At 68.2% G+C, this 23584-nt stretch carries 23 protein-coding genes and 1 riboswitch; of the genes, 12 read left to right on the top strand and 11 right to left on the bottom strand.

From position 1 onward, the window contains the following. Positions 1 to 48: 48 nt before the first annotated feature. From M0208_RS08085 to M0208_RS08045, 9 genes are all read right to left on the bottom strand, one after another. Complete coding sequence (locus tag M0208_RS08085; RefSeq protein ID WP_258891201.1) at positions 49 to 777, bottom strand: LysM peptidoglycan-binding domain-containing protein; 729 nt, start codon at positions 775 to 777, stop codon at positions 49 to 51. Beyond that, positions 774 to 2216 (bottom strand): bifunctional diguanylate cyclase/phosphodiesterase, encoded by a 1443-nt coding sequence (locus tag M0208_RS08080; protein ID WP_258891200.1) that lies wholly within the window; start codon positions 2214 to 2216, stop codon positions 774 to 776. The genes M0208_RS08085 and M0208_RS08080 overlap by 4 nt, the downstream gene beginning before the upstream one ends. Before the next feature lie 133 nt (positions 2217 to 2349). Further along, positions 2350 to 4092 carry an amidohydrolase family protein gene (locus tag M0208_RS08075; protein WP_258891199.1) on the bottom strand — a complete coding sequence of 581 codons (1743 nt, stop codon included), beginning with the start codon at positions 4090 to 4092 and terminating at the stop codon, positions 2350 to 2352. Then, on the bottom strand, positions 4080 to 4832 hold the full coding sequence (locus M0208_RS08070; RefSeq protein ID WP_258891198.1) for an IclR family transcriptional regulator: 753 nt from the start codon (positions 4830 to 4832) through the stop codon (positions 4080 to 4082). Before M0208_RS08070 ends, M0208_RS08075 begins: the two co-directional genes overlap by 13 nt. Beyond that, a complete protein-coding gene (locus tag M0208_RS08065) occupies positions 4829 to 5713 on the bottom strand; it encodes a 3-keto-5-aminohexanoate cleavage protein (protein WP_258891197.1) in 885 nt (294 codons plus the stop codon). The genes M0208_RS08070 and M0208_RS08065 overlap by 4 nt, the downstream gene beginning before the upstream one ends. Beyond that, positions 5710 to 7455: an amidohydrolase family protein gene (locus tag M0208_RS08060; protein ID WP_258891196.1), complete on the bottom strand. Its 1746-nt coding sequence runs from the start codon at positions 7453 to 7455 to the stop codon at positions 5710 to 5712. The genes M0208_RS08065 and M0208_RS08060 overlap by 4 nt, the downstream gene beginning before the upstream one ends. 198 nt (positions 7456 to 7653) lie before the next feature. Then, positions 7654 to 8490: a tryptophan 2,3-dioxygenase gene (kynA, locus tag M0208_RS08055; RefSeq protein ID WP_258891195.1), complete on the bottom strand. Its 837-nt coding sequence runs from the start codon at positions 8488 to 8490 to the stop codon at positions 7654 to 7656. After that, a complete protein-coding gene (gene kynU / locus M0208_RS08050; RefSeq protein ID WP_258891194.1) occupies positions 8487 to 9680 on the bottom strand; it encodes a kynureninase in 1194 nt (397 codons plus the stop codon). The genes kynA and kynU overlap by 4 nt, the downstream gene beginning before the upstream one ends. A 154-nt stretch (positions 9681 to 9834) precedes the next feature. Then, the gene (locus M0208_RS08045) at positions 9835 to 10023 is read right to left on the bottom strand and encodes a hypothetical protein (protein WP_258891193.1); all 189 of its coding nucleotides are present in this window, start codon (positions 10021 to 10023) and stop codon (positions 9835 to 9837) included. Positions 10024 to 10078: 55 nt separating this feature from the next. After that, positions 10079 to 10282, top strand: a riboswitch (cobalamin riboswitch). 105 nt (positions 10283 to 10387) lie between these two features. On the opposite strand from M0208_RS08045, the gene M0208_RS08040 reads away from it, so the two are divergent. From M0208_RS08040 to M0208_RS08025, 4 genes are read left to right on the top strand one after another with little or no spacing between them, the layout of a single operon-like run. Then, a complete protein-coding gene (locus tag M0208_RS08040; protein WP_258891192.1) occupies positions 10388 to 12220 on the top strand; it encodes a TonB-dependent siderophore receptor in 1833 nt (610 codons plus the stop codon). Beyond that, positions 12220 to 13056, top strand: a complete 837-nt coding sequence (locus M0208_RS08035; protein ID WP_258891191.1) for an ABC transporter substrate-binding protein — start codon at positions 12220 to 12222, stop codon at positions 13054 to 13056. Before M0208_RS08040 ends, M0208_RS08035 begins: the two co-directional genes overlap by 1 nt. After that, positions 13053 to 14012 (top strand): iron ABC transporter permease, encoded by a 960-nt coding sequence (locus M0208_RS08030; protein ID WP_258891190.1) that lies wholly within the window; start codon positions 13053 to 13055, stop codon positions 14010 to 14012. The genes M0208_RS08035 and M0208_RS08030 overlap by 4 nt, the downstream gene beginning before the upstream one ends. Next, positions 14009 to 14758, top strand: a complete 750-nt coding sequence (locus tag M0208_RS08025) for an ABC transporter ATP-binding protein (protein WP_258891189.1) — start codon at positions 14009 to 14011, stop codon at positions 14756 to 14758. Before M0208_RS08030 ends, M0208_RS08025 begins: the two co-directional genes overlap by 4 nt. On the opposite strand, the gene M0208_RS08020 is transcribed toward M0208_RS08025, so the two are convergent. Next, entirely contained in the window at positions 14748 to 15614 is an 867-nt protein-coding gene (locus tag M0208_RS08020; RefSeq protein WP_258891188.1) for a LysR family transcriptional regulator, read from the bottom strand. The two genes, M0208_RS08025 and M0208_RS08020, sit on opposite strands and share 11 nt — an antisense overlap. 104 nt (positions 15615 to 15718) lie before the next feature. On the opposite strand from M0208_RS08020, the gene M0208_RS08015 reads away from it, so the two are divergent. The 8 genes from M0208_RS08015 (at position 15719) to M0208_RS07980 (ending at position 22666) form a co-directional block, all read left to right on the top strand. Then, positions 15719 to 17218: a CoA-acylating methylmalonate-semialdehyde dehydrogenase gene (locus M0208_RS08015; RefSeq protein ID WP_258891187.1), complete on the top strand. Its 1500-nt coding sequence runs from the start codon at positions 15719 to 15721 to the stop codon at positions 17216 to 17218. Between the two features lie 70 nt (positions 17219 to 17288). Then, positions 17289 to 17771, top strand: coding sequence for a hypothetical protein (locus tag M0208_RS08010; RefSeq protein ID WP_258891186.1), 483 nt, complete (start codon positions 17289 to 17291; stop codon positions 17769 to 17771). Further along, positions 17768 to 18175, top strand: a complete 408-nt coding sequence (locus M0208_RS08005; RefSeq protein ID WP_258891185.1) for a hypothetical protein — start codon at positions 17768 to 17770, stop codon at positions 18173 to 18175. Before M0208_RS08010 ends, M0208_RS08005 begins: the two co-directional genes overlap by 4 nt. Before the next feature lie 5 nt (positions 18176 to 18180). Then, positions 18181 to 19326 (top strand): acyl-CoA dehydrogenase family protein, encoded by a 1146-nt coding sequence (locus M0208_RS08000; RefSeq protein ID WP_258891184.1) that lies wholly within the window; start codon positions 18181 to 18183, stop codon positions 19324 to 19326. Beyond that, entirely contained in the window at positions 19323 to 20390 is a 1068-nt protein-coding gene (locus M0208_RS07995) for an enoyl-CoA hydratase/isomerase family protein (protein WP_258891183.1), read from the top strand. Before M0208_RS08000 ends, M0208_RS07995 begins: the two co-directional genes overlap by 4 nt. Positions 20391 to 20400: 10 nt before the next feature. Further along, positions 20401 to 21174 carry an enoyl-CoA hydratase gene (locus M0208_RS07990; protein WP_258891182.1) on the top strand — a complete coding sequence of 258 codons (774 nt, stop codon included), beginning with the start codon at positions 20401 to 20403 and terminating at the stop codon, positions 21172 to 21174. A gap of 161 nt (positions 21175 to 21335) precedes the next feature. Beyond that, on the top strand, positions 21336 to 22220 hold the full coding sequence (gene mmsB, locus M0208_RS07985; RefSeq protein ID WP_258891181.1) for a 3-hydroxyisobutyrate dehydrogenase: 885 nt from the start codon (positions 21336 to 21338) through the stop codon (positions 22218 to 22220). Further along, positions 22217 to 22666 carry a GreA/GreB family elongation factor gene (locus tag M0208_RS07980; RefSeq protein ID WP_258891180.1) on the top strand — a complete coding sequence of 150 codons (450 nt, stop codon included), beginning with the start codon at positions 22217 to 22219 and terminating at the stop codon, positions 22664 to 22666. The genes mmsB and M0208_RS07980 overlap by 4 nt, the downstream gene beginning before the upstream one ends. 225 nt (positions 22667 to 22891) lie before the next feature. Here M0208_RS07980 and M0208_RS18480 read toward each other — a convergent pair whose 3' ends face one another. After that, positions 22892 to 23563: a hypothetical protein gene (locus M0208_RS18480; RefSeq protein ID WP_309546991.1), complete on the bottom strand. Its 672-nt coding sequence runs from the start codon at positions 23561 to 23563 to the stop codon at positions 22892 to 22894. Positions 23564 to 23584 lie beyond the last annotated feature (21 nt).

Raw genomic sequence — 23584 nt, 5'->3', positions numbered from 1 at the left:
CCGATTCGACGGAACGACCGCAGATAATTCGATAGGTTTAGCATCGCGTTACTTCCGCGCGCGGACCGTCGCCGCGATGCGTTGGGCGCGCGCAAGATCGCGCGCGATCAGTGGATTGCCCGGATCGAGCGTAGCGGCGCGGCGCAACTGCGACACCGCGACCGCGACCTTGCCCTGGTTCAGCGCGGCGAGCCCGGCTGCGCGCGCCTGCCGTGCGGCGGCCGGATTGGCGGCGCGCGGGGCAGGGGCGGGCGTCGCTGGCTTTGCGGCGGCGGGTTTGGCGGGCGCGGGCTTTGCGCGTGGCGGCGTCTTCGCGGGTTCATCGCGACGCGGCGCTTCGATTCGCGGCGCGTTGCCGGGGATTCGCAGCACCTGGCCCGCGGCGATGCCGGCGGGATTGTCGATGCCATTATACCGCGCGAGCTGATACGCCTTCAGCCGATTGCCGAGGAAGCGCGTCGCCAGTTCGGTCATCGTGTCGCCTGCGCGCACGGTGTAGGGCCAACTCGCCGGGCCGAGCAGTTCCTTCGGATCGCGCTCGATCGAATCGCGTAGCACCAGCAGCGACGGGTTCATCGGATCGCGTTTCAGCCCGGCGGCGATGCGCTTCTTGGCCGCCTTCGCGTCGCCGCCGTCCAGCAGCGCGAGGATCGCGTCGACCTCGGCTGCGGCTGTCGGTGCGGGCGCGGATGCCGTGCTCGGCGGCGCTTTCGGTCCGGACGAACACGCCGCGACACCAAACAGCGCGAACGCCGCCAGGGGGATACGATAACTCATGCACTCAGCCTTTCGGAAATACTGGCCCGCAATGCGCCCGGCCCGACCGCGAGCAGTCGTTTAAGCCGCGCGGCATCGCGGACGAACGCGACGAAATCCTCGCCGGGCAGCGGCGGGGAGAAATAATAGCCTTGGAAATGCTGGCAGCCGTGCTGGCGCAGCCATTCGTATTCTGCGGGTTGCTCGACCCCCTCGGCCAGCACGCACGCGCCCAGGCCACGGCCTAGCGCGATGATGCTTTGGCAGATGGCTTGACTATCGCGGCGTTCGTGAACTGCGGTCACGAATTCGCGGTCTATCTTGATCTTGTCGAAGGACAGCGTGCGCAGCGTGCTGAAGCTGGAGAAACCGGTGCCGAAATCGTCGATCGCGATGCGCACGCCCAGCGCACGCAGGCTTTCGAACAGCCGGGCTGCGCTGTCGCCGTCGCCCATCGCGACGCTTTCGGTCAGTTCGATCTCCAGCGCGTCGGGGCCGACCGAATGCCGCGCCAACGTCCGTTCGACCATCGTGCGCAGGTCCGCGCCGACCAGTTGATGCCCGGAGATGTTGACCGCGACGCGCAGGTTTCCGAGCCCCGCGAGACGCCACCCGCGCGCCTCGCGCAGCGCGGTGTTGAGCGCCCACAGCCCGATTTCGTGGCTCAGCCCTGCCGCCTCCATGACGGGCACGAAGCGCGACGGCGGGACGAGGCCACGGGTCGGATGCCGCCAGCGGATCAGCGCCTCCGCACCGCACACGCGCGCGTCGGCGGCGTCGATCAACGGCTGGAAATGCAGCAGCAATTCGCCACGCGCCACCGCCTGCCGCAGATCCTGTTCGAGCTGGAACCGGTCGCGCGCCACCTCGTCGGGGTCGATCGCGCCGTCGGGCGTCGCCGCGGCGGCTGGCGCGGAAAAGGCCGCGAATGCCCGCGCGAGCGCGGCGGGCGGTCGCGTCCGGGTGATATCGACCGGCAATTGCCGCAACGCGATTTCAGGCAATATCTCCCGCGCGCCGTCGACGATCCGTTCGCCCAGCGCATAGACCAGCGCGTCGAGTTCGTTCGCGCCGGGCTCGCCGCCAATCCAGATCGCGACATGGCCGCGGTCGACGTGCGCGACGAAACGGGTCGCGGGCAGCATCGCGCCGATTCGCGCGGCCATTTCGATCAGCACGCGGTCGCCGAGCAACGGATCGAACGCGCACAGCCGATCGTAGTCGCGAAACGCCAGCACCGCGAGCGTGCCGACGCCGTCTTCGTCCATCCGTACGAAGAGCGGTTCGCGCGTCGGCAGGCCGGTGACGGCGTGGCTCTGCGCCAGACGTGGAGCATAATCCTCGGCCTGGATCCGCAGCGTCGCCAGCGAAGCGGACAGCGCCGCGATGCGCCGCCGCATGACGACGACCGCGATCGACGCCATCGCGCAGACGCCAGCCAGGACGATCACGATGGTCATACCGTCCGACTCGCAGGCCGGCGGGCGACAGGGACGGAAACGCAACACGCCATCGGCCGTGGATAGCCTGCGTTCCGTTTATAAAGGTTTGAGCCGTCGCGCTTATCTACTGATCGAAATCAATCGTCGCGGTTTATGCCGCCATTGCGCCGCGCAACAGCCGCCCCGGCGTCTCCCCGGTCCACGCGCCATTCTCGAACGTCGGCACGCCCGATTTCACCGTCCAGCGATAGCCGCGCGGTTGCTGGAGCAGGCGCGCGCCGCCCGCGGGCAGATCCTGTACGATCTCGGGCGGGGCGAGCGCGAGGTCGTCGAGCGCGATGACGTTCAAATCGGCCAGATAGCCCGGCGCGACCACGCCGCGGTCGTGCCAGCCGACATGCGCGGCGTTGCGTTTCGTGTAACCGTGGACGAGCGATTCGAGCGACGCGCTCAGCCCCGACTTGCTGCCCTTCGACCACAGGCCGATCGTCGTCGTCGGGAAACTGCCGTCGCAGATCGTCCCGCAGTGCGCGCCGCCATCGGACAGGCCGTACAGGACGTGCTTGCCCGTCATCATGCCGTGCACGTCGTCCAGATTGCCGCGCGCATAGTTGATCAGCGGCATGTAGAGCAGCCGCCGCCCGCCGTCCTCCATCAGCGTGTCATAGGCGTAGGCGGCGGCATCTGCGCCCGCGCGCGCGGCTTCGGCGGCGATTGACTGGCTTTCCTGCGGCTCGTAATCGACCGGGTCGGTCATGCGGAACATGCGGCGGTAGCCCTGCGTGACGATCGCCGCGAAGCCTTCGCTGGGGCGGATCGAATCATGTTCGGTCAGGATCGCGGCGCGCGTGCCGGGCTCGGCCAGCCGCGCCAGCCGTTCTGCCACCGACGCGCTGCCACGGATTACCGTGCGATAGGTCGGAGTCAGGATAAACGGGTTGGTGGTCGATGCGAACGACAGGATCGCTCCGATCGGCCGCGGTGCGACCTGTGCGCTGACCGGCAGACCGTCGGCGACCATCGCGTCGATCTCCCGGTAGATGCTTTTCCAGCGATCGGGCGAATCGTCGCTCTGCTGGACGGTGAACGACAGCCGCCGCCCGCTAGTTTCGGCCAGGCGGCGGATCAGCGCGAGTTCCTGCGCGGCGAAATCGTCGTCCGCGGTGAGGTAAGCGTCGGAGATCAGCTGGATCACGCCCTTGTCGGCGCGCTTCAGCGCCGCGACGATGCCGAGCAGCTCGGGATCGCCCGCGGTCAGCGTGCCGATATTCGCGCCGTCGCGTGCGCGATGCGCGTGGGTGCGCGAGGTGGTAAAGCCGAGCGCGCCCGCCTCCAGCGCCTCGCCGGTCAGCGTCGCCATGCGATCGATCTCGGCTGCGGTCGGCGTCTCCAGATGGTCGCCGCCACGGTCGCCCATGACATAGGCGCGCAAGGCGGCGTGCGGCAGATGCGCGCCGAGGTCCATCGTGTAATCCCGCGCCGACAGCGCATCGAGGTAATCGGGAAAACTCTCCCAATCCCACGTCAGCCCCTCGGCCAGCGCGGTGCCGGGAATGTCCTCCACGCCTTCGAGCAACTGGATCAGCCAGTCGTGCTTGTCGGCCCGCGCGGGCGCGAAGCCGACCCCGCAATTGCCCATCGCGGCGGAGGTGACGCCGTTGATCGACGACGGCGCGAGCATCCGGTCCCACGACACCTGCCCGTCGTAATGCGTGTGGATGTCGACGAAACCGGGGGTGACGACGCATCCCCCGGCGTCGATCGTGCGCTTCGCCACGCCCGACACCGCGCCGACCTGCACGATCCGGCCGTCCCTGACCGCGACATCGCCGCGAAAGCGCGCCGCGCCGGTGCCGTCGACGACGATGCCGTCCCTCACGATCAGGTCATGCATGGCGATGCTCCTTCGGCGGTTGCGGCGACCTGCCGCAGGCGGTTCGTGATCGCGGGGATGTCGGCGTCGCCGGTGTCGAACAGTGCGGCGGCAAGGACGTGGTGCAGCGGGCCGTCGCGCTCGACCGGGACCGCGATGCCGAGAATCCCGGCGTTGACGTGGCCCGCATCGATCGCGGCCTGATCGGCGCGCGCCTGCGCGACCTCGCCGAGCCACGTCTCGTACTCTGGCGTCCGCGCCCACGGCACTGCCGCAAACCCCCTGGCGAGCTGGTCTGCGCTCCAGTCGCCGCGCGCCGCGACCAGCCGCCCCATCGCGCCGAGGAACATCGGCAGCCGCCGCCCGATCGTGAACGCGATGCGCATCACCGCGGAGGAATCGGCGACCTGCACCAGTTCCACTTCTTCACTGACGACGCGCCACAGCCCGATCGTCGCGCCCAGTTCCTGCGCCGCCGCCGCCATCGCGCGCTCCGTCGCGTGGGAAGCGTCAAGCGGCGCGGCGAGATCGGCGAGGCCGCTGGCCAGCGCATAACGCTTGCTGCGACGGTCAAACGCGATCAGCCCCTCATACTCCAGCGTGCGTAAGATGTTGAGCGCGGTGGAGCTGTTCAGCCCCTCCTCGCGCACCACGTCCGACAGCCGCAGCGGTTCGGCATGACGCCCCAGGCAGCGCAGGATCGCGAGCGCGGCGGTCACCGCGCCGACCAGTTTCGCGGGCGGAGCGAAGGGCGCGTTCATTGCGGCAGATCCAAGATGGTCGCCGCATCCGCGGGCGTCGCGACCGGCCGGCCCGCGGCCTTCGCCAGCGCCACGACCTGCTCGATCAGCGCAATGTTGTCCGGCCGGTCCTCGCCGCCATAATCCTCCAGCCCCACCCGGACGTGCCCACCGTAGGCGATGGCGAGTTCGGCCAGCCCGGTCTTCACCACGCAATCGCCGATCGCCGCGACCGCCCACGGCAGCGCCGACCCCTCCAGCAGTTCGAGATACGCCGCCAGCGCCTTTTCGGTCGGCGGCAGCCCGAACGTCACGCCGCTGCGCTGTCCGTCGAGAAAATTGTACCGTCCGCCGAAATACAGCTTCACGAACGCCCCGCGCGGCAGCTTTCCCGCTTTCTCATATGCCAGCACCGTCCGCAGCCAGCCGGGTTCGTAGATCGCGATCGCCGGCCCCAGCCGCGCTTCGTCATGCAGCGCGACGAGGCCTGCGACGTCTCTGTAAGAGGTCGCATAGACGAACGATTGGCCGGGGAGTCCGTCTGCGCCATGCGTGCCGAGGTTCACCGACCCCGGATCGAACGCTCCCATCCGCACGCCGCCCGCGGCCAGCCCGCGGTAATGGCCAAAGCGTTCCTCGAAATTCGCGCCCATCGCAACCGTGCCCCACAGGATCGCGTCGGGCCGTGCAGCCAGGATCGGCGCATAGCCCTCCATATACCGTGCCACCGCGTCACCCCCACGGACATCCATCCGCTCGATATGCGTGTGGACGATCGCCGCCCCCGCCTCCATCGCGGCGAGTCCGTGCGCGGTGATCTCGTCCGGCGACACCGGCACGTTGGGATTGCGCGCCTTGGGCGTCGCGCCGTTCAGCGCGGCCTCGATGATGAGCGGGGTCACGCCGCCGTCTGAAGTTCTTGGCGGGCAGGCTCAGGCGCGGGTTGCCGTCCGCGGATCAGTCTGCCCGGCAGCGCATCGGTCGGCTGTCCCTCGGTATAGATGACCTGCCCCGACTTGATCGTCGCGACGTAGCCGTCGGCATCCTGCATCAGCCGCCGCGCGCCGGTCGGCAGGTCGTACGCCATGTACGGCTTGCCAAGTTCCAGCCGCTCGAAATCGATCACGTTCAGATCGGCGAGATACCCCGCCGCGATGACCCCGCGATCGTGTAGCCCCACCGCGGCGGCGGTCTCGCTGGTCTGCTGCCGCACCACCTCGGCCAGATCGAGCCGCGGCCCGCGCGTCCGGTCGCGGCACCAGTGCGTCAGCATGAACGTCGGCAGGCTGACGTCGCAGATCGCCCCGACATGCGCGCCGCCGTCGGAGAGGCCAGCAAGCGTATTCGGATTGACGATCATCGCATGCACGTTGTCCAGATTGCCCTCGACGTAATTGTGCATCGGGAAGAACAGGAAGGCGCGCCCCTCATCGGCGATCAGCGCGTCATAGACCAGTTCGTCGGGGTTCACCCCGCGCCGCTCGGCTTCGGCGGCGAGACTGGTCGACGGATCGGGTTCGTATTCCACGCGGTCACCGATCGGGAACATCTTGCGGTGCGCCCCGGCCAGCGAATTGACGAACGGATGGTCCTTCAGCGGCATCTCGGCGATCAGCCGCGCGCGGAACTCAGGATCGCGCATCGCCGCGACCTTCTCGTCCAGCGGCAGGTCCGCGATCTCCTGCCAGCTCGGGCGACTGACGAAAGGATGGACCGACCCCTGCAATCCCAGCATCAGTCCGACCGGCCGCCCCGCGACCTGCGCCTTGATCGGTAGCCCGTCCGCGACAGCATCATCCAGCCGCCGCGTCAGTTCGCGCCACTGGTCTGGGATCACATCGGCCTGCACCATCGAGAAGCTCAGCGGCTGCCCCGCGATTGTCGTCAGGTCGCGGATCAGGCCGAACTCCTCCTCCATATGATGGAAATCGCTGACCCACTGGATCACGCCCGATCCGGCATCCTTCAGCCCGCGCGCGATCGCCTCCATCTCGGCGCGCGCCGCGCCGACCGTCGGGGTCAGGTCGCCATCGGCGGTGCGATGGACCATCGTCCGCGTGGTCGAGAAACCCAAAGCCCCGGCGCGGATCGCCTCCGCGGTCAGGCGGCGCATCTCCTCGTTCTCGGCCGGCGTCGCGGGATAACGGTTCGCGCCGCGTTCGCCCATCACATAGACGCGCAGCGCGCCGTGCGGCACCTGCACCGCCAGATCGATGTCGTGCGGCAGCCGGTCGATCGCGGCCATGTATTCTGCGAAAGTCTCCCATTCCCACGACAGCCCCTCGTGCAGCGCCGCGCCGGGAATGTCCTCCACGCCTTCCATCAACCGGATCAGCGTGTCCTCATCGCCCGTTCGCACCGGCGCGAAACCGACCCCGCAATTGCCGACGACCACCGTCGTCGCGCCGAGCGTGGAGGACGGATCGAGCCGCGACGCCCAAGTTACCTGCCCGTCGTAATGCGTGTGGATGTCGACCCAGCCGGGGGTGACGAGCTTCCCCGTCGCGTCGATCTCACGCCGGCCGGGCGTAGTGATCGTGCCAGTGGCGACGATGCGGTCGCCGTCGATCGCTACGTCCCCGACGAACGGCGCGCTGCCCGTGCCGTCGACGATCGTGCCACCGCGAATCACGAGGTCGTGCATGGCGTGTCCTCTCATTCTGTTTGAACGAAGGGTGCGCCGATTGGCGGTGACGATCAACGATTATTCGCAGGGGAGAGAGGTATTCTCTATGGAGAACCTCGTCATCCCGCGAAGGCGGGGATCCATAATCACGTCGGTTGCGGAAAGAGCCTCACGTCTGGCGACTATGGATCCCCGCCTTCGCGGGGATGACGGTAACTAAAGCACCGTCCGCACCCGCCACAATTCGGGAAACAATTCCACCTCAAGCATCCGCCGCAGATACGACACGCCACCCGTGCCCCCGGTCCCGCGCTTCAGTCCGATCACGCGCTCCACCGTGGTGACGTGGTTGAACCGCCAGCGCCGGAAATGATCCTCCAGATCGACCAGTTTCTCGGCCAGTTCGTACAGCGGCCAATGGCCTTCCGGATCCCGATAGACGCGCGCCCACGCCGCGGTCACCGCGTCGCTCTCGGCGCGCTGCGTCCGCCATTCGGTGCGCGCCGCATCCGCCCCCACGTCGAACCCGCCGCGCGCGAGCAACAGCAACGCCTCATCATACAGGCTCGGCCGCGCCAGGATCGACTCCAGCCGTTCGAGCGTTTCGGGGCGATGCGCGTGCGGGCGCAGCATCGCGAGGTTGTGGTTGCCGCAGAGGTATTCGATCGCTCGATATTGCCACGACTGGAAGCCCGACGACTGGCCGAGCGTCTCGCGGAACTGCGTATATTCGCTCGGCGTCATCGTGCGCAGCACGTCCCACGCGCCGGTCAATTGCTCCATGATCCGCGTCACCCGCGCGAGCATCTTGAAGGCATGCGGCAAGCGATCCTCGGCGATCGCAGCGCACGCCGATTCCAATTCATGCACCGCCAGCTTCATCCACAATTCGCTGGTCTGGTGCTGAATGATGAACAGCAGCTCGTCATGCGCGTCGCTCAGCGGCGATTGCGCGTCGAGCACGCGGTCGAGCCGGAGGTAATCGCCGTACGCCATGCGGTCCTCGAACCGCATCTCCGCACCTTCGGCTGCTGGGTCGTAACGCTCGCTCATGTCACGGCTGCCCGCGCGTGGAAGCGCGGCGCGTTCCAGCTTCCCCTGTCGAGAATGTCCGCCAGCACGTCGACCGCCTTCGCCACGTCGTCCCGCCCGATATAGAGCGGGGTAAAGCCGAAGCGCAGGATGTCGGGCGCGCGGAAATCACCGATCACCCCGCGGTCGATCAGCGCCTGCATCACCGCATAGCCCTGCGGGTGGCGGAACGACACCTGGCTGCCGCGCGCATGGCTGTCGCGCGGCGAAGCGAGGGTGAGTGCGGGGCAACGCGCCTCGACCTGCGCGATGAACTGTTCGGACAAAGCGATCGAGGCGGCGCGTACGTCGGCCATATCGACGCCATCGAAAGCGTCCAGCGCCGCATCCAAAACCGACAGCGCGAGGATCGGCGGCGTGCCGACACGCATCCGCTCGACGCCGGGAGCGGGGCGGTAATCGAGATCGAAGGCGAACGGCGCGGCGTGGCCCATCCACCCTGCCAAAATCGGCTGCGCGACATCGGCGTGACGCGGCGCCACGTAAATAAAGGCGGGCGCGCCGGGGCCGCCGTTCAGATATTTGTAGGTACAGCCGACCGCAAAGTCCGCATCCGCCGCGGTCACATCGACCGGCAAGGCACCCGCCGAATGCGCCAGATCCCAGATCGCCAGTGCGCCCGCATCATGCGCGCGCGCGGTCAGCGCGGCCATATCATGCAGCCGCCCGGTGCGGTAATCGACCTCGGTCAGCAACATCGCCGCTACGCTGTCGTCGATCGCATCCGCCACGTGCTCCGGCGCGACGACCTTCAATTCCAGGCCGCGCCTGAGTGCCTTCAGCAGCGCGTCGGTGACGTACAGGTCGGTCGGGAAATTACCGCTGTCGGACAGGACGACGCGGCGATCCGGCCGCAGCGCAACCGCCGCCGCGACCGCCTGAAACACCTTTACCGTCAGCGTATCGCCGGTCGTGACGCTCCCCGCCGGCGCGCCGATCAGCCGCGCGATCCGGTCCCCGACACGGGCGGGCAGCGTGATCCAGTCGGCGCTGTTCCACGCCCGGATCAGTTCGCCGCCCCACTCCTGCTCGATCACCGCCCGCGCCCGCTCGGCCGCCGCGACCGGCATCGCGCCGAGCGAATTGCCGTCGAGGTACACGACGTTCTCGGGCAGGCGGAACAAGGCGCGGGTGGCGGTGAAGTCGGTCATGGGAAGCGTTACTATCGTCATTTGAATTTCAACCAAACCGCTCATCCTGAGGAGCGGCTGAGCGAAGTTAAAGACGCGTCTCGAAGGGCCAGGACCATCCTTCGAGACGGCGCTTCGACAAGCTCAGCGTCTCCTCAGGATGAGCGGGGTTGCCCTAAAACCCCCACCAAGCGACCAGCGCGATGACCAGCGCCAGCGCGACCCACACCAGATGCTGCCCGCGTTCGGGATCGCGGTAGACCGGCGCATCGTCCTTCAGATCGGGGAAGGCGGGCGCGTCGAAATCGGGCGGGGTGTGGAGCGGGGCCATATTGCCCTCGGTCGGCAGCTTGTCCTTGGGCATGGCATCCTCTTGGCAGTTCCTGCGATCCCGCTTGCCGCATCGTTTCGCCGCCGCTACGTGCCGCGGCGTGACAGGTTCCCAGCGATGGGATCAAAAGGGAAGTCCGGTACGCAAGGTTCGTCCTGCCACCCCGGCGCTGCCCCCGCAACTGTGACCGGTTAGCCGCCGTTCCATCACGCCACTGGGGTCCGCCCCGGGAAGGCGGAACGGCAGCGTTGATCCGGGAGCCAGGAGACCTGCCCGTCACGGTCGATCCTTCGCGCGCACGGGGTGTGGCGGGCGGACGAGGGCATTTCCTCGTGTGAGCGACGCTTGACGGCGGTCGCTCGATGGTCGGGCGGCCCGAACAAGGGTCACTAGTCCAATGCTGAAATATCTGCCTATCGCCGCCGCGCTCGCCGCGCCGCCGGTACTCGCGCAATCCATCTCCGAAGACGACGTGATCGTCACCGCCACCCGCGTCGCGCAGGACGCGCGCGAAGTGGGGCAGGCGGTCACCGTCATCGACCGCGCCGAGATCGAGACGCGCCAGACCACGGCGCTGTCCGACCTGCTCGCCACCACGCCCGGCGTCACCGTCACGCGCAACGGCGGCGTCGGCGGCTTCACCGGCGTGCGTATCCGCGGGGCGGAGGCCGAACAGACGTTGGTCGTGATCGACGGCGTGCGCGTCAACGATCCGTCCTCGCCCGGCGGCGGGTTCGATTTCGCCAATCTGCTCAGCGGATCGGTCGATCGCGTGGAGATCCTGCGCGGGCCGAATTCGGTGCCGTGGGGCAGCCAGGCGTTGGGCGGCGTCGTCAACATCGTCACCATGCAGCCGACCGAGAACATCCGCGTCCGCGCCAACGCCGAATATGGCTATGCCGACAGCGTGTTCGCCAATGCCGGGGTCGCGGGGTCGAAGGGCGCGGTGTCGGGCGCGTTGAACGCGGGTTATCTGCGCACCGACGGCATTTCCTCGGCCGCCAGTGGGACCGAGCGTGACGGCTATCGTCAATATGGCGCGAGCGGAAAGCTGGGCGTTGAATTCGCGCCGGGCGTCAGCCTCGATCTGCGCGGATACTGGGCCGACAGCCGGGTGGAGATCGACGGCTTCCCGCCGCCCACCTTCGCCTTCGCCGATACGGGCGAATATTCGACCACGCAGGAACTGTACGGCTATGCCGGGCTGAACGCGGAATTCGGCGCGCTGAAGAACCGCATCGCCTTCACCATCGCCGACATCGACCGCGACAATTTCGATCCCGCGTTCGGCAACGCGCCGTCGTTCATCGGCCGCGGCCGCAGCGAACGATATGAGTATCAGGGCGAATTTCGTCCCGTGGATGCGGTGCGCGTGGTCGCCGGGGTGGAGCGCGAGAACAGCCGTTTCGCCGACGGCTTCGATCGTTTCTCGACCGGGATCACCAGCGTCTACGGCCAGTTGATCGTGAAGCCGCTCGAACCGCTGACGCTGACCGGCGGCGCGCGCCACGACGACCACGATCAATATGGCGGCGAGACGACGTTCGGCGCGAACGCCGCGCTGGCGCTCGGCGCCGGCACCACGCTGCGCGCGAGCTACGGCGAGGGGTTCAAGGCCCCGACCCTGTTCCAGCTCTACAGCGATTTCGGCTTCCGCGACCTGCAGCCCGAACGCGCGCGCAATTTCGATGCGGGCGTCGAACAGGCGTTCCTGGGCGGCCGCGCGCGCGTGTCGGTGACGTATTTCAACCGCCGCACGCGCAACCAGATCGATTTCGACCTCGGCACCTTCACCTATCGCAACATCGCGCGCACCGCGGCCGATGGCGTGGAGTTTGCGCTGGCGCTCAAACCCGTCGACAGCGTCACCTTCAGCGCCAACTACACGTACATGGACGCCAACAACCGCAGCGCAGGCGCAAACTTCGGCAACCTTCTGCCACGCCGGGCGAGCGACAGCGTGACCGCGAACATCGACTGGCGCACGCCGTGGGGACCGGCGCTGGGCGCGACGGTAACCCACGTCGGCGACACCTTCGACAACATCGGCAACACCGTCCGCCTCGACGGTTATGTGCTGGCGAGCCTGCGCGCCGAACTCCCGATCGGCGACAAACTGTCGCTCTACGGCCGGGTCGAGAATTTGTTCGACGAACAATATCAGACCGTTTCGGGTTATGGCACCTACGGCCGCGCGGCCTATGGCGGCGTGCGCGTGAAGCTCGACTGATGCGCCTGGCGATCCCGCTCCTGCTGCTGCTGGCTGCCTGTTCGCCGCCCGTGCGGCAGGGCGGGATCGTCTCAACCAACCCGTGCGCCGACGCGATTCTGGTCCGGCTGGTCGCGCCCGACCGGATCGCCGCGCTCAGCCATTATTCGCATGATCCCTCAAGCACTTCGCTCCCGTTGTCGGTCGCCCGCCGCTTCCCCGCGACCGGCGGAACGGCGGAGGAAGTGATCGCGCTACGCCCCGAACTGATCCTCACCTCCACCTTCACCCCCGCCGCCACCCGCGCGGCCTATGCGAAGGCCGGGCTCAGGACGTTGGTGCTGGATTCCCCGACGACGGTGGCGGCGAGCAAGCGTCAGGTCATGCAGATTGCTGACGCCGTCAGCGCACGCTCGCGGGGCGAAGCAATGGTCCAAGTCATCGACCAATCGCTACTTCCCCGGCGAAAGCCGGGGTCCAGTTACGATCCGCTGGCAACTGGACCCCGGCCTTCGCCGGGGGGGGAAGACAGTGATCCATCAGCATTATTGTTCATCGCCGGCGACCTGGCGAACGGCTCGGGCACCTTGCTCGACGACCTCCTGCGGCGCGCCGGTTTCCGCAATGCCGCGACGGATTACGGCCTGACCTATACCGGCACGATCCCGATCGAGACGCTCGCAGCCAGCCCGCCCGATGTCATCATCGCCAGCGGCGACGGTCGGACCGCTGACCTTCGCCGCAAGCTGATGCCCGACACGCCGCAGGCCAGCTTCGACCGCCGCCTCGTAAATTGCGGCGGCCCGTCGATCCCGCCCGCGCTGGCGCGGTTGCGCGCGATCCGGGCGTCGTTGTGACGCGCACCGCCAAACTCGCGCTGCTCGGCGCGCTGGTGGTCGTCCTGTTCGGCGCGTCGCTGATCGCAGGCAAGGTCTGGGTGCCGCTCGACGCCTGGGCGTCGCCCGATCCGCGCTGGCCGATCATCGTCGAGCTCCGCCTGCCGCGCGCGGTGCTGGCGGTGCTGATCGGCAGTGTGCTCGGGCTGTCGGGGGCGGTGCTGCAGGGGTATCTGCGCAATCCGCTGGCCGATCCGGCGGTGGTCGGCGTGTCGTCCGCCGCCGCGCTCGGCGCGGTCGCGGCGATCCTGCTCGGGTGGTCGAGCGGCGTCGGGGTGTTCGCGTGTGCGATGATCGCAGCGGGGAGCGCGATGGCGCTGCTGGTGGCGCTGACGTGGCGCGCGGAAAGCCCGGTGGCGTTCATCCTGGCCGGCACGGTGCTGGCGAGTCTCGCGGGCGCGCTGACCGCGTTTCTCATCAGCCTGGCCCCCGATCCCTATGCGGTGGCCGAAGTGATCGACTGGCTGATGGGGGCGCTGACCGACCGGACGTGGGATGACCTGACGCGCGGGGCGCCGTGGATGGTCGCGGGGGCGGGGTTGCTGCTGGCGACGGGCCGGGCGCTGGATGCGCTGACGCTGGGCGAGGCGGCGGCGCGGTCGCTCGGCGTACGGCTGGGGCGCGTACAGGCTTTGGTGGTCGCGGGGACTGGCCTCGCGGTCGGGGCGAGCGTGGCGGTGACCGGGGTGGTCGGGTTCGTCGGGCTGGTCGTGCCGCATCTGTTGCGCCCATTGTTCGGGCACAAGCCGTCGGCGCTGCTGCTCCCCAGCGCACTGGGCGGCGCGGCGCTGGTGCTCGCCGCCGACACGCTCTGCCGCCTCGCGCCGGGCGCTGGGGAGGTGCGGCTGGGGGTGGCGATGGCGCTCATCGGCGCGCCGTTCTTCCTCGCACTGCTGCTGAAGGGGCGCTGGTCGTGACCGTCACGTTCGATCATGTGTCGGTGACGCTGGGCAGCTGCGCGGTGCTGCGCGGTATATCGGCGGCGCTGCTGCCGGGGCGCGTGACCGCGATCCTGGGGCCGAACGGCGCGGGGAAATCGACCTTGCTGAAGGCGGCGTGCGCGCTGCTGCCGGTTACCGGAAAGGTATGGCTGCGCGAGGACGACGTCGCCGCGATGGATCCGCGCGAACGGGCGCGCGAGATCGGTTATCTGCCGCAGGACGCGGTCGTCGCGTGGAACATGCGCGTGCGCGATGTCGTCGCGCTCGGCCGTCTGCCGCACCGGACTTCGCTGGCCGAGGACGCCGCCGCGATCGACCGCGCGATGGACGCGACCGACACGCGCGCCTTCGCCGATCGCGCGATCCTGACGCTGTCGGGTGGCGAGCGCGCCCGCGTGCTGCTCGCGCGCGTGCTGGCGGGGGAGCCGCATTTCCTGCTGGCCGACGAGCCGATGGCCAGTCTCGATCCGGCGCACCAGTTCGCCCTGCTCGACCTGCTCCGGGCGCAGGCGGTGGCGGGAAAGGGCGTGGGGATCGTGATGCACGATCTGGCGCACGCCGCGCGGATCGCCGACGACGTGCTGCTGCTGGATGACGGCGAACTGGTCGCGAGCGGCCCCGCCGACGACGTGCTGACCCCGAACCGGATCGCGCGCGTGTTCGGCGTCGTCGCGCGGCGGATCGGCGGCGCGCTGGTGCTGGACGGACCGGTCAGCCGATAGCGGCCGCCGCATCTCGCAGCCACGCGCTGACCGCCTGGATGCGCGGTGTCGCGTGGCCGTCGGCGTGGGTGACCAGCCAGAAGCCCCGCGACAGCGACACCGCGGGCAGCACCGGGACCAGCCGCTCGTCGCGCGCCGCCAGGAAATCGGGCAGGATGCCGATCCCCGCGCCCGACGCGACCATCGCGCCCTGTACGTTGATGCTGGTGCTCCGCAGGCGCGCGACAAGCCCGTCGTGGACCTCCGACAGATAATCCAGCTCGGGCGCGTGGATATGTTCGGGGACGTATCCGATCAGCACATGGGCCTCGAGCGCGGCGGCGCTGGCGGGTTCGCCGTGCGTGGCGAGATAGGCGGGGGTCGCGTAGAGCCGCAGCCGGTAATCGGCCAGCCGCGTCGCGCGCAATTGCCGGTTGCGCGGGCGGGCGAGCATCACCGCGATATCCGCCTCGCGCTTCGACGGATCAAGGAAACCCGATGCGGTGATCAGGTCGATACGGATGCGCGGATGGCTGGCGTGGAAGGCGGCGAGGCGCGGCGACAGGACGTGGGTCGCCAGCCCCTCGGCGACGCTCAGCCGGACATGGCCCGCAACACCTGCGCCCCGATCGCCCTCTGTCGCGGACAGGATCGCAGCGTCGATCGTCTCGGCATGCTGGAGCAAGGCCTGACCCGCCTCCGACAGCCGCCGCTCCCCCGCCAGCGTCTCGAACAACGCCGCGCCGACCGCCGCCTCCAGCCGCGCCAGCCGCCGCCCGACGGTCGTCGCGTCAATCCCGAGAGCGCGGGCGGCGGGCGCGATGCGCTGCGCGTGCGCGACCGCGAGGAAGATGCGCAAATCGTCCCAGTTCTTCATCGCGTCCCCGCAAAAATGCATGGCGTTGGTGCGAATATGCCTACTTGTGTGCAGAAATGCGGTCGCGATACAAGCGCGCCAAAGCAGATCACCGGAGAGTCCCTATGCGCATCATCGACCATCATATCGTCGGCCATTCGGGCGGCGCGGGCGCGCGGACAGGCGACGTCTTCGATCCGAACACCGGTCAGGTGCAGGCGATGGTGACGCTCGGCTCGCCGGCCGATCTGGACCGTGCGGTCGCCGCCGCGCAGGCCGCGCAACCCGCTTGGGCCGCGACCAATCCGCAGCGGCGCGCGCGCGTCATGTTCAACTTCAAGGCCTTGGTCGAAAAGAACATCGACGAACTGGCGCACACATTGTCGTCCGAGCACGGCAAGGTGATCGCCGACAGCAAGGGCGATATCCAGCGCGGGCTCGAGGTGATCGAATTCTGCTGCGGCATCCCGCACGTGCTGAAGGGCGAATATACGCAAGGCGCGGGCCCGGGGATCGATGTTTACTCCATGCGCCAGCCGCTCGGCATCGGGGCGGGGATCACGCCGTTCAATTTCCCCGCGATGATCCCGCTGTGGATGTCGGGTGTGGCGATCGCCACGGGCAACGCCTTCATCCTGAAGCCCAGCGAGCGTGACCCGTCGGTGCCGGTGCGGCTGGCCGAACTGTTCCGCGAAGCGGGGCTGCCCGAGGGCATCCTGCAGGTCGTGCACGGCGACAAGGAGATGGTCGACGCGATCCTCGATCATCCCGCCATCAGCGCGGTCAGCTTCGTCGGATCGTCCGACATCGCGCATTACGTCTATCGCCGCGGCGTCGAAGCCGGAAAGCGCGTGCAGGCGATGGGGGGCGCGAAGAACCATGGCATCGTCATGCCCGACGCCGACCTCGATCAGGTCGTCGCCGATCTTTCGGGCGCGGCGTTCGGCTCGGCCGGCGAACGCTGCATGGCGCTGCCGGTGGTCGTCCCGGTCGGCGACAAGACCGCCGACGCGTTGCGCGAGAAACTGATCCCCGCCATCGCCGCGCTGCGCGTGGGCGTCTCGACCGACAACGATGCGCATTACGGCCCGGTGGTGAACGCCGCGCACAAGCAGCGCGTGGAGAACTGGATCCAGACCGGCGTCGACGAAGGCGCGGAACTGGTCGTCGACGGCCGCGGGTTCGAGCTTCAGGGGCACGAAAAGGGTTTCTTCATCGGCCCCAGCCTGTTCGACCGCGTCACCACCGATATGCAGTCGTACAAGGAGGAAATCTTCGGCCCCGTGCTGCAGATCGTCCGAGCGAAGGATTTCGAGGATGCGGTGCGCCTGCCGAGCGAGCATCAATACGGCAACGGCGTCGCGATCTTCACCCGCAACGGCCACGCCGCACGCGAATTCGCCGCGCGCGTGAACGTCGGGATGGTCGGGATCAACGTGCCAATCCCGGTGCCGGTCGCCTATCACACGTTCGGCGGGTGGAAGCGCAGCGCCTTCGGCGACACCAACCAGCACGGCATGGAAGGCGTGAAGTTCTGGACCAAGGTCAAGACCGTCACCCAACGCTGGCCGGATGGTGGGGTGGGCGACGCCGCCAACGCCTTCGTCATCCCGACGATGGGATAGGACTGCGGGTTAGGACTGGGGCTTGATCGCGCACGGTGTTACTGCCCGCAAAACAAACGGGAGAGTTGATGTGAGGATCGCGTTGTTGGGCGTCGCGCTGTTGGCGTTGGCCGGGTGCAAGGTGCCGATTCCCGAACCGCAGAACGATGCGGTGATCGAGGAAACGGGGACGTTCAACGTCGTCAATGCGGTCGAACCCGATGCGCCGCCGGCGCCGGGCGCTACCCCGACCGCGGCAGCGGCGGCTGACGGAAAGATTCCGCCGGTGTTCCAGGGCCGCTGGGGCCTGGTCCCCGCCGATTGCACCTCGACCAAGGGTGACAACAAGGGGCTGATGACGGTGGAGGCCGATCGCCTGACCTTCTACGAATCGCGTGCCACGATCGCGAAGCTGGCCGTCGTGTCGCCGACCGAGCTGAAGGCGACGCTCGATTTCTCCGGTGAAGGACAGACCTGGCAACAGGAAACGCCGTTGATCCTGGAAGACAACGGCAATGCGCTGACCCGCACCGCGGAAGGCCAGACGCTGCGCTATGCGAAGTGCGCGGCGTGACGTTGGAGGGACAGCTGGAGCCCGGCTATTCGATCGCCTTCGACCGGCCGAACGGGCTGATGCGGATCGCCGTGCGCGGCTTGTGGACGATGCAGACCGTCGCGGCGTTCATCGGCGAGGGGCTTGCCGCGACGGCCGCGGCGCATCGCACGCACCCGATCTACGACACGTTGGTCGACGCGCGAGATTTTCCAGTGCAGGCGGCGCAGGTCACCGACGGCCTCGCCGAGATTTTCCGCGTCGGGATGGAGTCGAACGCGGGACGAACCGCGATCGTCTCACAAAGCCATCTCGGCAAGATGCAGGGCGATCGGCTGAACCCCAACCCGCGGCAGAAGATTTTTCTGGCCGAGGCCGACGCGATCGCCTGGCTCGCCGAGCCGCAACTTCCGAAGACGGACTGACCCGAATGACCAACCAATTCGACCTGACCGACGACCAGCGCGAGATCCAGGAACTCGCGCGGCGCTTCACCGCCGATCGCATCACGCCGTTCGCCAGCGAATGGGACGAGAAGCGGCATTATCCGGTCGATGTGTGGAAGGCCGCGGGGGAACTCGGCTTCGGCGCGATCTACGTCGGGGAAGAATCGGGCGGGATCGGGCTCGGCCGGCTGGAGGCGGCGCTGATCATGGAGGCGATGGCCTACGGCTGCCCCGCGACCAGTGCGTACATCTCGATCCACAATATGGCGACGTGGATGATCGACCATTTCGGCGGGCAGGAGATCAAGGACCGCTTCCTCCCCAGCCTCGTGTCGATGGAGAAGATCGCGAGCTATTGCCTGACCGAGCCGGGGTCAGGCTCCGATGCCGCCGCGCTGAAAACGACTGCGCGCAGGGACGGCGATCACTATGTCGTGAACGGCACCAAGCAGTTCATCTCGGGCGCTGGCTATAACGACATCTACGTCTGCATGGTGCGGACGAGCGACGAGAAGTCGAAGGGCATTTCCTGCCTGGTGGTCGAAAAGGACTCGCCCGGCCTGTCGTTCGGCGCGCCGGAGCGGAAGCTCGGCTGGAACGCGTCGCCGACCGCGCAGGTGATCTTCGAGGATTGCCGCGTACCGGTCGAGAACCGCGTCGGCGCGGAGGGCGACGGGTTCCGCTTCGCGATGGCGGGGCTGGACGGCGGGCGGCTCAATATCGGGGCCTGCTCGCTCGGCGGGGCGCAGCGCTGTCTCGACGAATCGGTTCGATACACGAAGGAACGGCAGCAGTTCGGATCGCCCGTGGCGGATTTCCAGAACACGCAGTTCATGCTGGCCGACATGGCGACCGATCTGGAGGCGTCGCGCGCGCTGCTGTATCTCGCCGCGGCTAAGGTGAATGCGGGCGCGCCCGACAAGTCGCGCTTCTCCGCGATGGCGAAGCGGCTGGCGACCGACAACGGATCGTCGATCGTCGACCGCGCGCTGCAGCTGCACGGCGGCTACGGGTATCTGATGGACTATCCGATCGAACGCTTCTGGCGCGACCTGCGCGTCCATTCGATCCTGGAGGGGACGAACCAAGTGATGCGGATGATCGTCGGTCGCGAGCTGACGCGGCAATGACCGACGACCTGCTCGTAGCGATCGACGGTCCGGTCGGTCGTATCCGGCTCAGCCGTCCGAAGGCGATCCACGCGCTGACGACCGCGATGTGCGACGGCGTGCTGGCGGCGCTGGAGGCATGGCGCGGAGACGATGCGGTGCGCTGCGTCATGATCGACCACGCCCCCTCGCCGGATGGCGATCCAAAAGGCGCGCGCGGTTTCTGCGCGGGCGGCGACATCCGGATGCTCGCCGACAGCGGGGCGAAGGACGGAGTGGAGGCGCGCGCGTTCTTCCACACCGAATATCGCATGAACCACCGGCTGTTCACCTATGTGAAGCCGACGATCGCGTTCATGGACGGGATCACGATGGGCGGCGGCGTCGGCATCTCGCAGCCCTGTAAATACCGCGTTGCGACCGAGAACACGAAGCTGGCGATGCCCGAGACCGGGATCGGCCTGTTTCCCGATGTAGGCGGCGGCTGGTATCTGTCGCGGCTGCCGGGGCGCATCGGGCAGTATCTCGCGCTGACCGGGCACCGGCTGGACGGCGCGGAGTGCCTCGCGCTGGGCCTCGCGACGCACTATCTGCCGAGCGCGTCGCTGGATGAGGCGAAACGCCGGATCGGCGAGACGCCCGACGCGATCGACGCGGTGCTGGACGAACTGTCCGCGCCCGCGCCCGATGCGGCGATCCTTGGCGCGCAGGCCGAGATCGACCGGCTGTTCGCCTCGGACGCGCTGGAGGACATCTTCGCCGCGCTCGAAGCAGACGGTGGCGAATGGGCGGCGAAAACGCTGACCACCCTCAAAACCAAATCGCCGCAGACGATGAAGGTCTCGCTCCGCCTGCTCCGCGACGGCGCGGGGATGGCCAGCTTCGCCGACGAGATGAAACAGGAATATGCGGTCGGCGCGCGCGTCGTGCAGCGGCACGATTTCCTGGAGGGCGTGCGCGCGGTGATCGTCGACAAGGACAATGCGCCGCGCTGGGATCCGGCGACGCCCGACGGCGTGACCGACCACGTCATCGAACAGATTTTCGCGCCCTTGCCCGAGGACGAGGCGTGGACGCCCGCATGAGGATATACGCATGAGCTTTGAGACGATCCTGGTCGAACAGCGCGGCGCGGTGACGCTGGTCACGCTCAACCGTCCGCAGGCGCTGAACGCGCTCAATTCGCAGGTGCTGGCCGACCTGATCGCCGCGTTCGCCGCATTCGACGCCGACGACACGCAGGGCTGCGCGGTGCTGACCGGCAGCGAGAAGGCGTTCGCCGCGGGCGCGGACATCAAGGAGATGTCGGCGCAGGGCTTCGCCGAGATGTACGGCGCGAACTTCTTCGGCGGGTATGAGACGCTGACCCGGACGCGCAAGCCGGTGATCGCCGCGGTGGCGGGCTATGCTTTGGGCGGCGGGTGCGAACTCGCCATGATGTGCGACTTCATCCTGGCCGCCGACACCGCCAAATTCGGCCAGCCCGAGATCAAGCTGGCGGTCAGCCCCGGCATGGGCGGATCGCAGCGCCTGACGCGCGCGGTGGGCAAATCGAAGGCGATGGAGATGTGCCTGACCGGCCGCATGATGGACGCCGCGGAAGCCGAACGCGCGGGTCTGGTGTCGCGCATCGTCCCCGCCGCCGAATTGGTCGACGAAGCGGTGAAGACCGCTGCGACAATCGCCGCCATGGCCCCGCTGGCGGTCAAGGCGAACAAGGAAATGGTCAACGCCGCGTTCGAGACGGGGCTCAGCATGGGCGTGCAGTTCGAACGCCGTCTATTCCACGGGCTTTTCGGCAGCGCGGACCAGACCGAGGGTATGGCCGCGTTCGTCGAGAAGCGTGCGGGGCAGTGGACGGGGAAGTAACACCACCGTTCGTCCTGAGTAGCCGCTGAGCGAAGTCGAAGCGGCGTATCGAAGGACAGGTTGTTGCGCGGAAGCGGTGCTTCGATACGAGCCTTCGTTACGCTGCTGACGCAGCTACTCAGTCTCTACTCAGCACGAACGGAATTTTGAGGAACTCGGTTATGGCACGCGTTGGTTTCATCGGGCTCGGCAACATGGGCGGCGGGATGGCCGCGAACCTCGCGAAGAACGGGCATGACGTCCGAGCCTTCGACCTGAGCGAAGAGGCGCTGGCGAAGGCGAAGGCCGCGGGGTGCCTGCCGGTCGCGTCCGCCGCCGAGGCCGCGGATGGCGCGGAGGCGATCGTCACGATGCTGCCCGCGGGCAAGCACGTCGAGCAGGTCTATACCGAAAGCCTGTTCGGCAGTGCGTCGCCATCCGCGATCCTGATCGATTGTTCGACGATCGACGTCGCCACCGCCAAACGCGTCGCCGAGGCCGCCGCGGCGAAGGGCCTGACCGCGGTCGATGCGCCGGTGTCGGGCGGGATCGCGGCGGCGAATGCGGGCACGCTGACCTTCATGGTCGGCGGCTCGGCCGAAGCCTTCGCGCGCGCGGAACCGTTCCTGTCCAACATGGGCAAGGCGGTGATCCACGCCGGAATCAGCGGCGCGGGGCAGGCGGCGAAGATCTGCAACAACATGATCCTGGGCGCGACGATGGTCGCGACGTGCGAGGCGTTCGTGCTGGCGGAGAAACTCGGGCTCGACGCGCAGGCCTTCTACGACATCGCCAGCGTGTCGTCGGGGCAGAGCTGGTCGATAACCAGCTATTGCCCGATCCGCGGCGTCGGCCCGCAAAGCCCGGCCGACAACGACTATCAGGGCGGGTTCGCCGCGGCGCTGATGCTGAAGGATCTGCGGCTCGCGATGGAAGCCGCCGAGCAGAGCGGCACCCAGACGCCGATGGGGGCGAAGGCGCGCGAATTGTACGAGGCGTTCGCCGACGCGGGCCACGGCGGACAGGACTTTTCGGGCATCATCCGGACCCTCGGGCAGCGGACGTGAGCGTCGCGTTCCGGCGCGAGAGCGACGAGGAACACAAGGAACCGCGCTTCGAACTGCCGATCCCGGCGGGGCCGAATCTCGTGACGGCGGCGGGGTTGGCGCTGATCGACGAGCGGATCGCCGCGTTGGGGGCCGAGGAACCCGCCGACGACATCCGTCGCGACGAGATCGCGCGCGAACTGCGCTACTGGAACACGCGCCACGCTACGGCGGTGCTCGCGCCGACACCGCCTGCGGACGAAGTGGCGTTCGGCAGCGTGGTGCGGATCAGGCTCGACGGCGCGGCGCGGACGATCGCGATCGTCGGCGATGACGAGGCCGATCCGGCGGCGGACAGGATTGCATTCTCGGCTCCACTGGCGCGCGCGCTGATCGGGGCGGGGGAGGGCGACACGCTCGATTTCGCCGGGCGCGACGGCGCGATTGAGGTTTTGGGGATCGCTTAGCCACTAACCCTGACGAACCTTAAGCCGCCACGTCCCAGCGGTTAGCGTGAGAAGGTCAGATTCAGTTACCTGACAATCCTCCCCTGCAAGGGGAGGTGGCGCGCAGCGCCGGAGGGGTATCGCGCTATCGAGGGGGTTGTCACCCCTCCGTCAGCGCTTCGCGCTGCCACCTCCCCTTACAGGGGAGGATTGAAGTCGGTGCAAAACAACGTGGCTCTTTGTCGACTAAAGCCGCCCGAACACCGCCTCGAACCCCTTCACGTCGCCCGCCGCCAGAAAGCGCGCCTGTTCGATCCAGCGGTCGCGCGTCATGCGGCCGGTGAACGGCCCCAGCCGCGCGTCGATCGTCTCGGCCTGCGTCGCGTCCAGCGCGGCCATGTCGGCGACCGTCGTGACGCCCAGTTCGGCCAGCCGCGCCGCGACCTTCGGGCCGAGACCCTTCAGCAACGTGACCGGACGATCGCCCGGCGGCGGCCCTGTGGGAACCACGGGTTCCGGTTCGACGGGCGCCGGGGCCGGATCGGCGGCCGTGGCGGGGGAAGCGTCGAGCGGCGCGGCGGCGGGGATCGGTTCGTCGGCCAGCGGAGCGGGGGCGGCCGGCTCTTCGGCCGCCACGGCTGGCGACGGCGCGACGGGCGGTGTCACGGGGATCGGCGCAGCCTTTGGCGCGGGCGCAACCTCTGGCGCTGCGTCGGGCTCTGTGTGCTCCACGGCCCGATCGGCAACGGCGTCATCGCTCGCCTCGACCCGCTCGGTCTCGATCCGGCGCGCCTCGTTGCGCTGCCGTTGCAGCCGCACGCCCCACACGATGCCTGCGATGACGATCGCCGCCACCAAGGCGATGATCGCCAGTGCGCCGGTCGTGATCACCCCGGTGTCCGCAACTCTCGGTCCCATCAAACGCTCCTTCGCGGCTGG

Source organism: Sphingomonas sp. SUN019 (assembly GCF_024758705.1).
In the GTDB taxonomy this organism is placed as follows: Bacteria; Pseudomonadota; Alphaproteobacteria; order Sphingomonadales; family Sphingomonadaceae; genus Sphingomonas.
The sequence above is the reverse complement of the archived record's forward strand: the minus strand, read 5'-3'. Positions and strand labels throughout refer to the sequence as shown.

Coding starts and splice junctions, on each gene's coding strand:
- M0208_RS08085 (WP_258891201.1), bottom strand. CDS start 777: ATGAGTTATCGTATCCCCCTGGCGGCGTTCGCGCTGTTTGGTGTCGCG.
- M0208_RS08080 (WP_258891200.1), bottom strand. CDS start 2,216: ATGACCATCGTGATCGTCCTGGCTGGCGTCTGCGCGATGGCGTCGATC.
- M0208_RS08075 (WP_258891199.1), bottom strand. CDS start 4,092: ATGCATGACCTGATCGTGAGGGACGGCATCGTCGTCGACGGCACCGGC.
- M0208_RS08070 (WP_258891198.1), bottom strand. CDS start 4,832: ATGAACGCGCCCTTCGCTCCGCCCGCGAAACTGGTCGGCGCGGTGACC.
- M0208_RS08060 (WP_258891196.1), bottom strand. CDS start 7,455: ATGCACGACCTCGTGATTCGCGGTGGCACGATCGTCGACGGCACGGGC.
- kynA (WP_258891195.1), bottom strand. CDS start 8,490: ATGAGCGAGCGTTACGACCCAGCAGCCGAAGGTGCGGAGATGCGGTTC.
- kynU (WP_258891194.1), bottom strand. CDS start 9,680: ATGACCGACTTCACCGCCACCCGCGCCTTGTTCCGCCTGCCCGAGAAC.
- M0208_RS08045 (WP_258891193.1), bottom strand. CDS start 10,023: ATGCCCAAGGACAAGCTGCCGACCGAGGGCAATATGGCCCCGCTCCAC.
- M0208_RS08040 (WP_258891192.1), top strand. CDS start 10,388: ATGCTGAAATATCTGCCTATCGCCGCCGCGCTCGCCGCGCCGCCGGTA.
- M0208_RS08035 (WP_258891191.1), top strand. CDS start 12,220: ATGCGCCTGGCGATCCCGCTCCTGCTGCTGCTGGCTGCCTGTTCGCCG.
- M0208_RS08020 (WP_258891188.1), bottom strand. CDS start 15,614: ATGAAGAACTGGGACGATTTGCGCATCTTCCTCGCGGTCGCGCACGCG.
- M0208_RS08015 (WP_258891187.1), top strand. CDS start 15,719: ATGCGCATCATCGACCATCATATCGTCGGCCATTCGGGCGGCGCGGGC.
- M0208_RS08000 (WP_258891184.1), top strand. CDS start 18,181: ATGACCAACCAATTCGACCTGACCGACGACCAGCGCGAGATCCAGGAA.
- M0208_RS07995 (WP_258891183.1), top strand. CDS start 19,323: ATGACCGACGACCTGCTCGTAGCGATCGACGGTCCGGTCGGTCGTATC.
- M0208_RS07990 (WP_258891182.1), top strand. CDS start 20,401: ATGAGCTTTGAGACGATCCTGGTCGAACAGCGCGGCGCGGTGACGCTG.
- mmsB (WP_258891181.1), top strand. CDS start 21,336: ATGGCACGCGTTGGTTTCATCGGGCTCGGCAACATGGGCGGCGGGATG.
- M0208_RS18480 (WP_309546991.1), bottom strand. CDS start 23,563: ATGGGACCGAGAGTTGCGGACACCGGGGTGATCACGACCGGCGCACTG.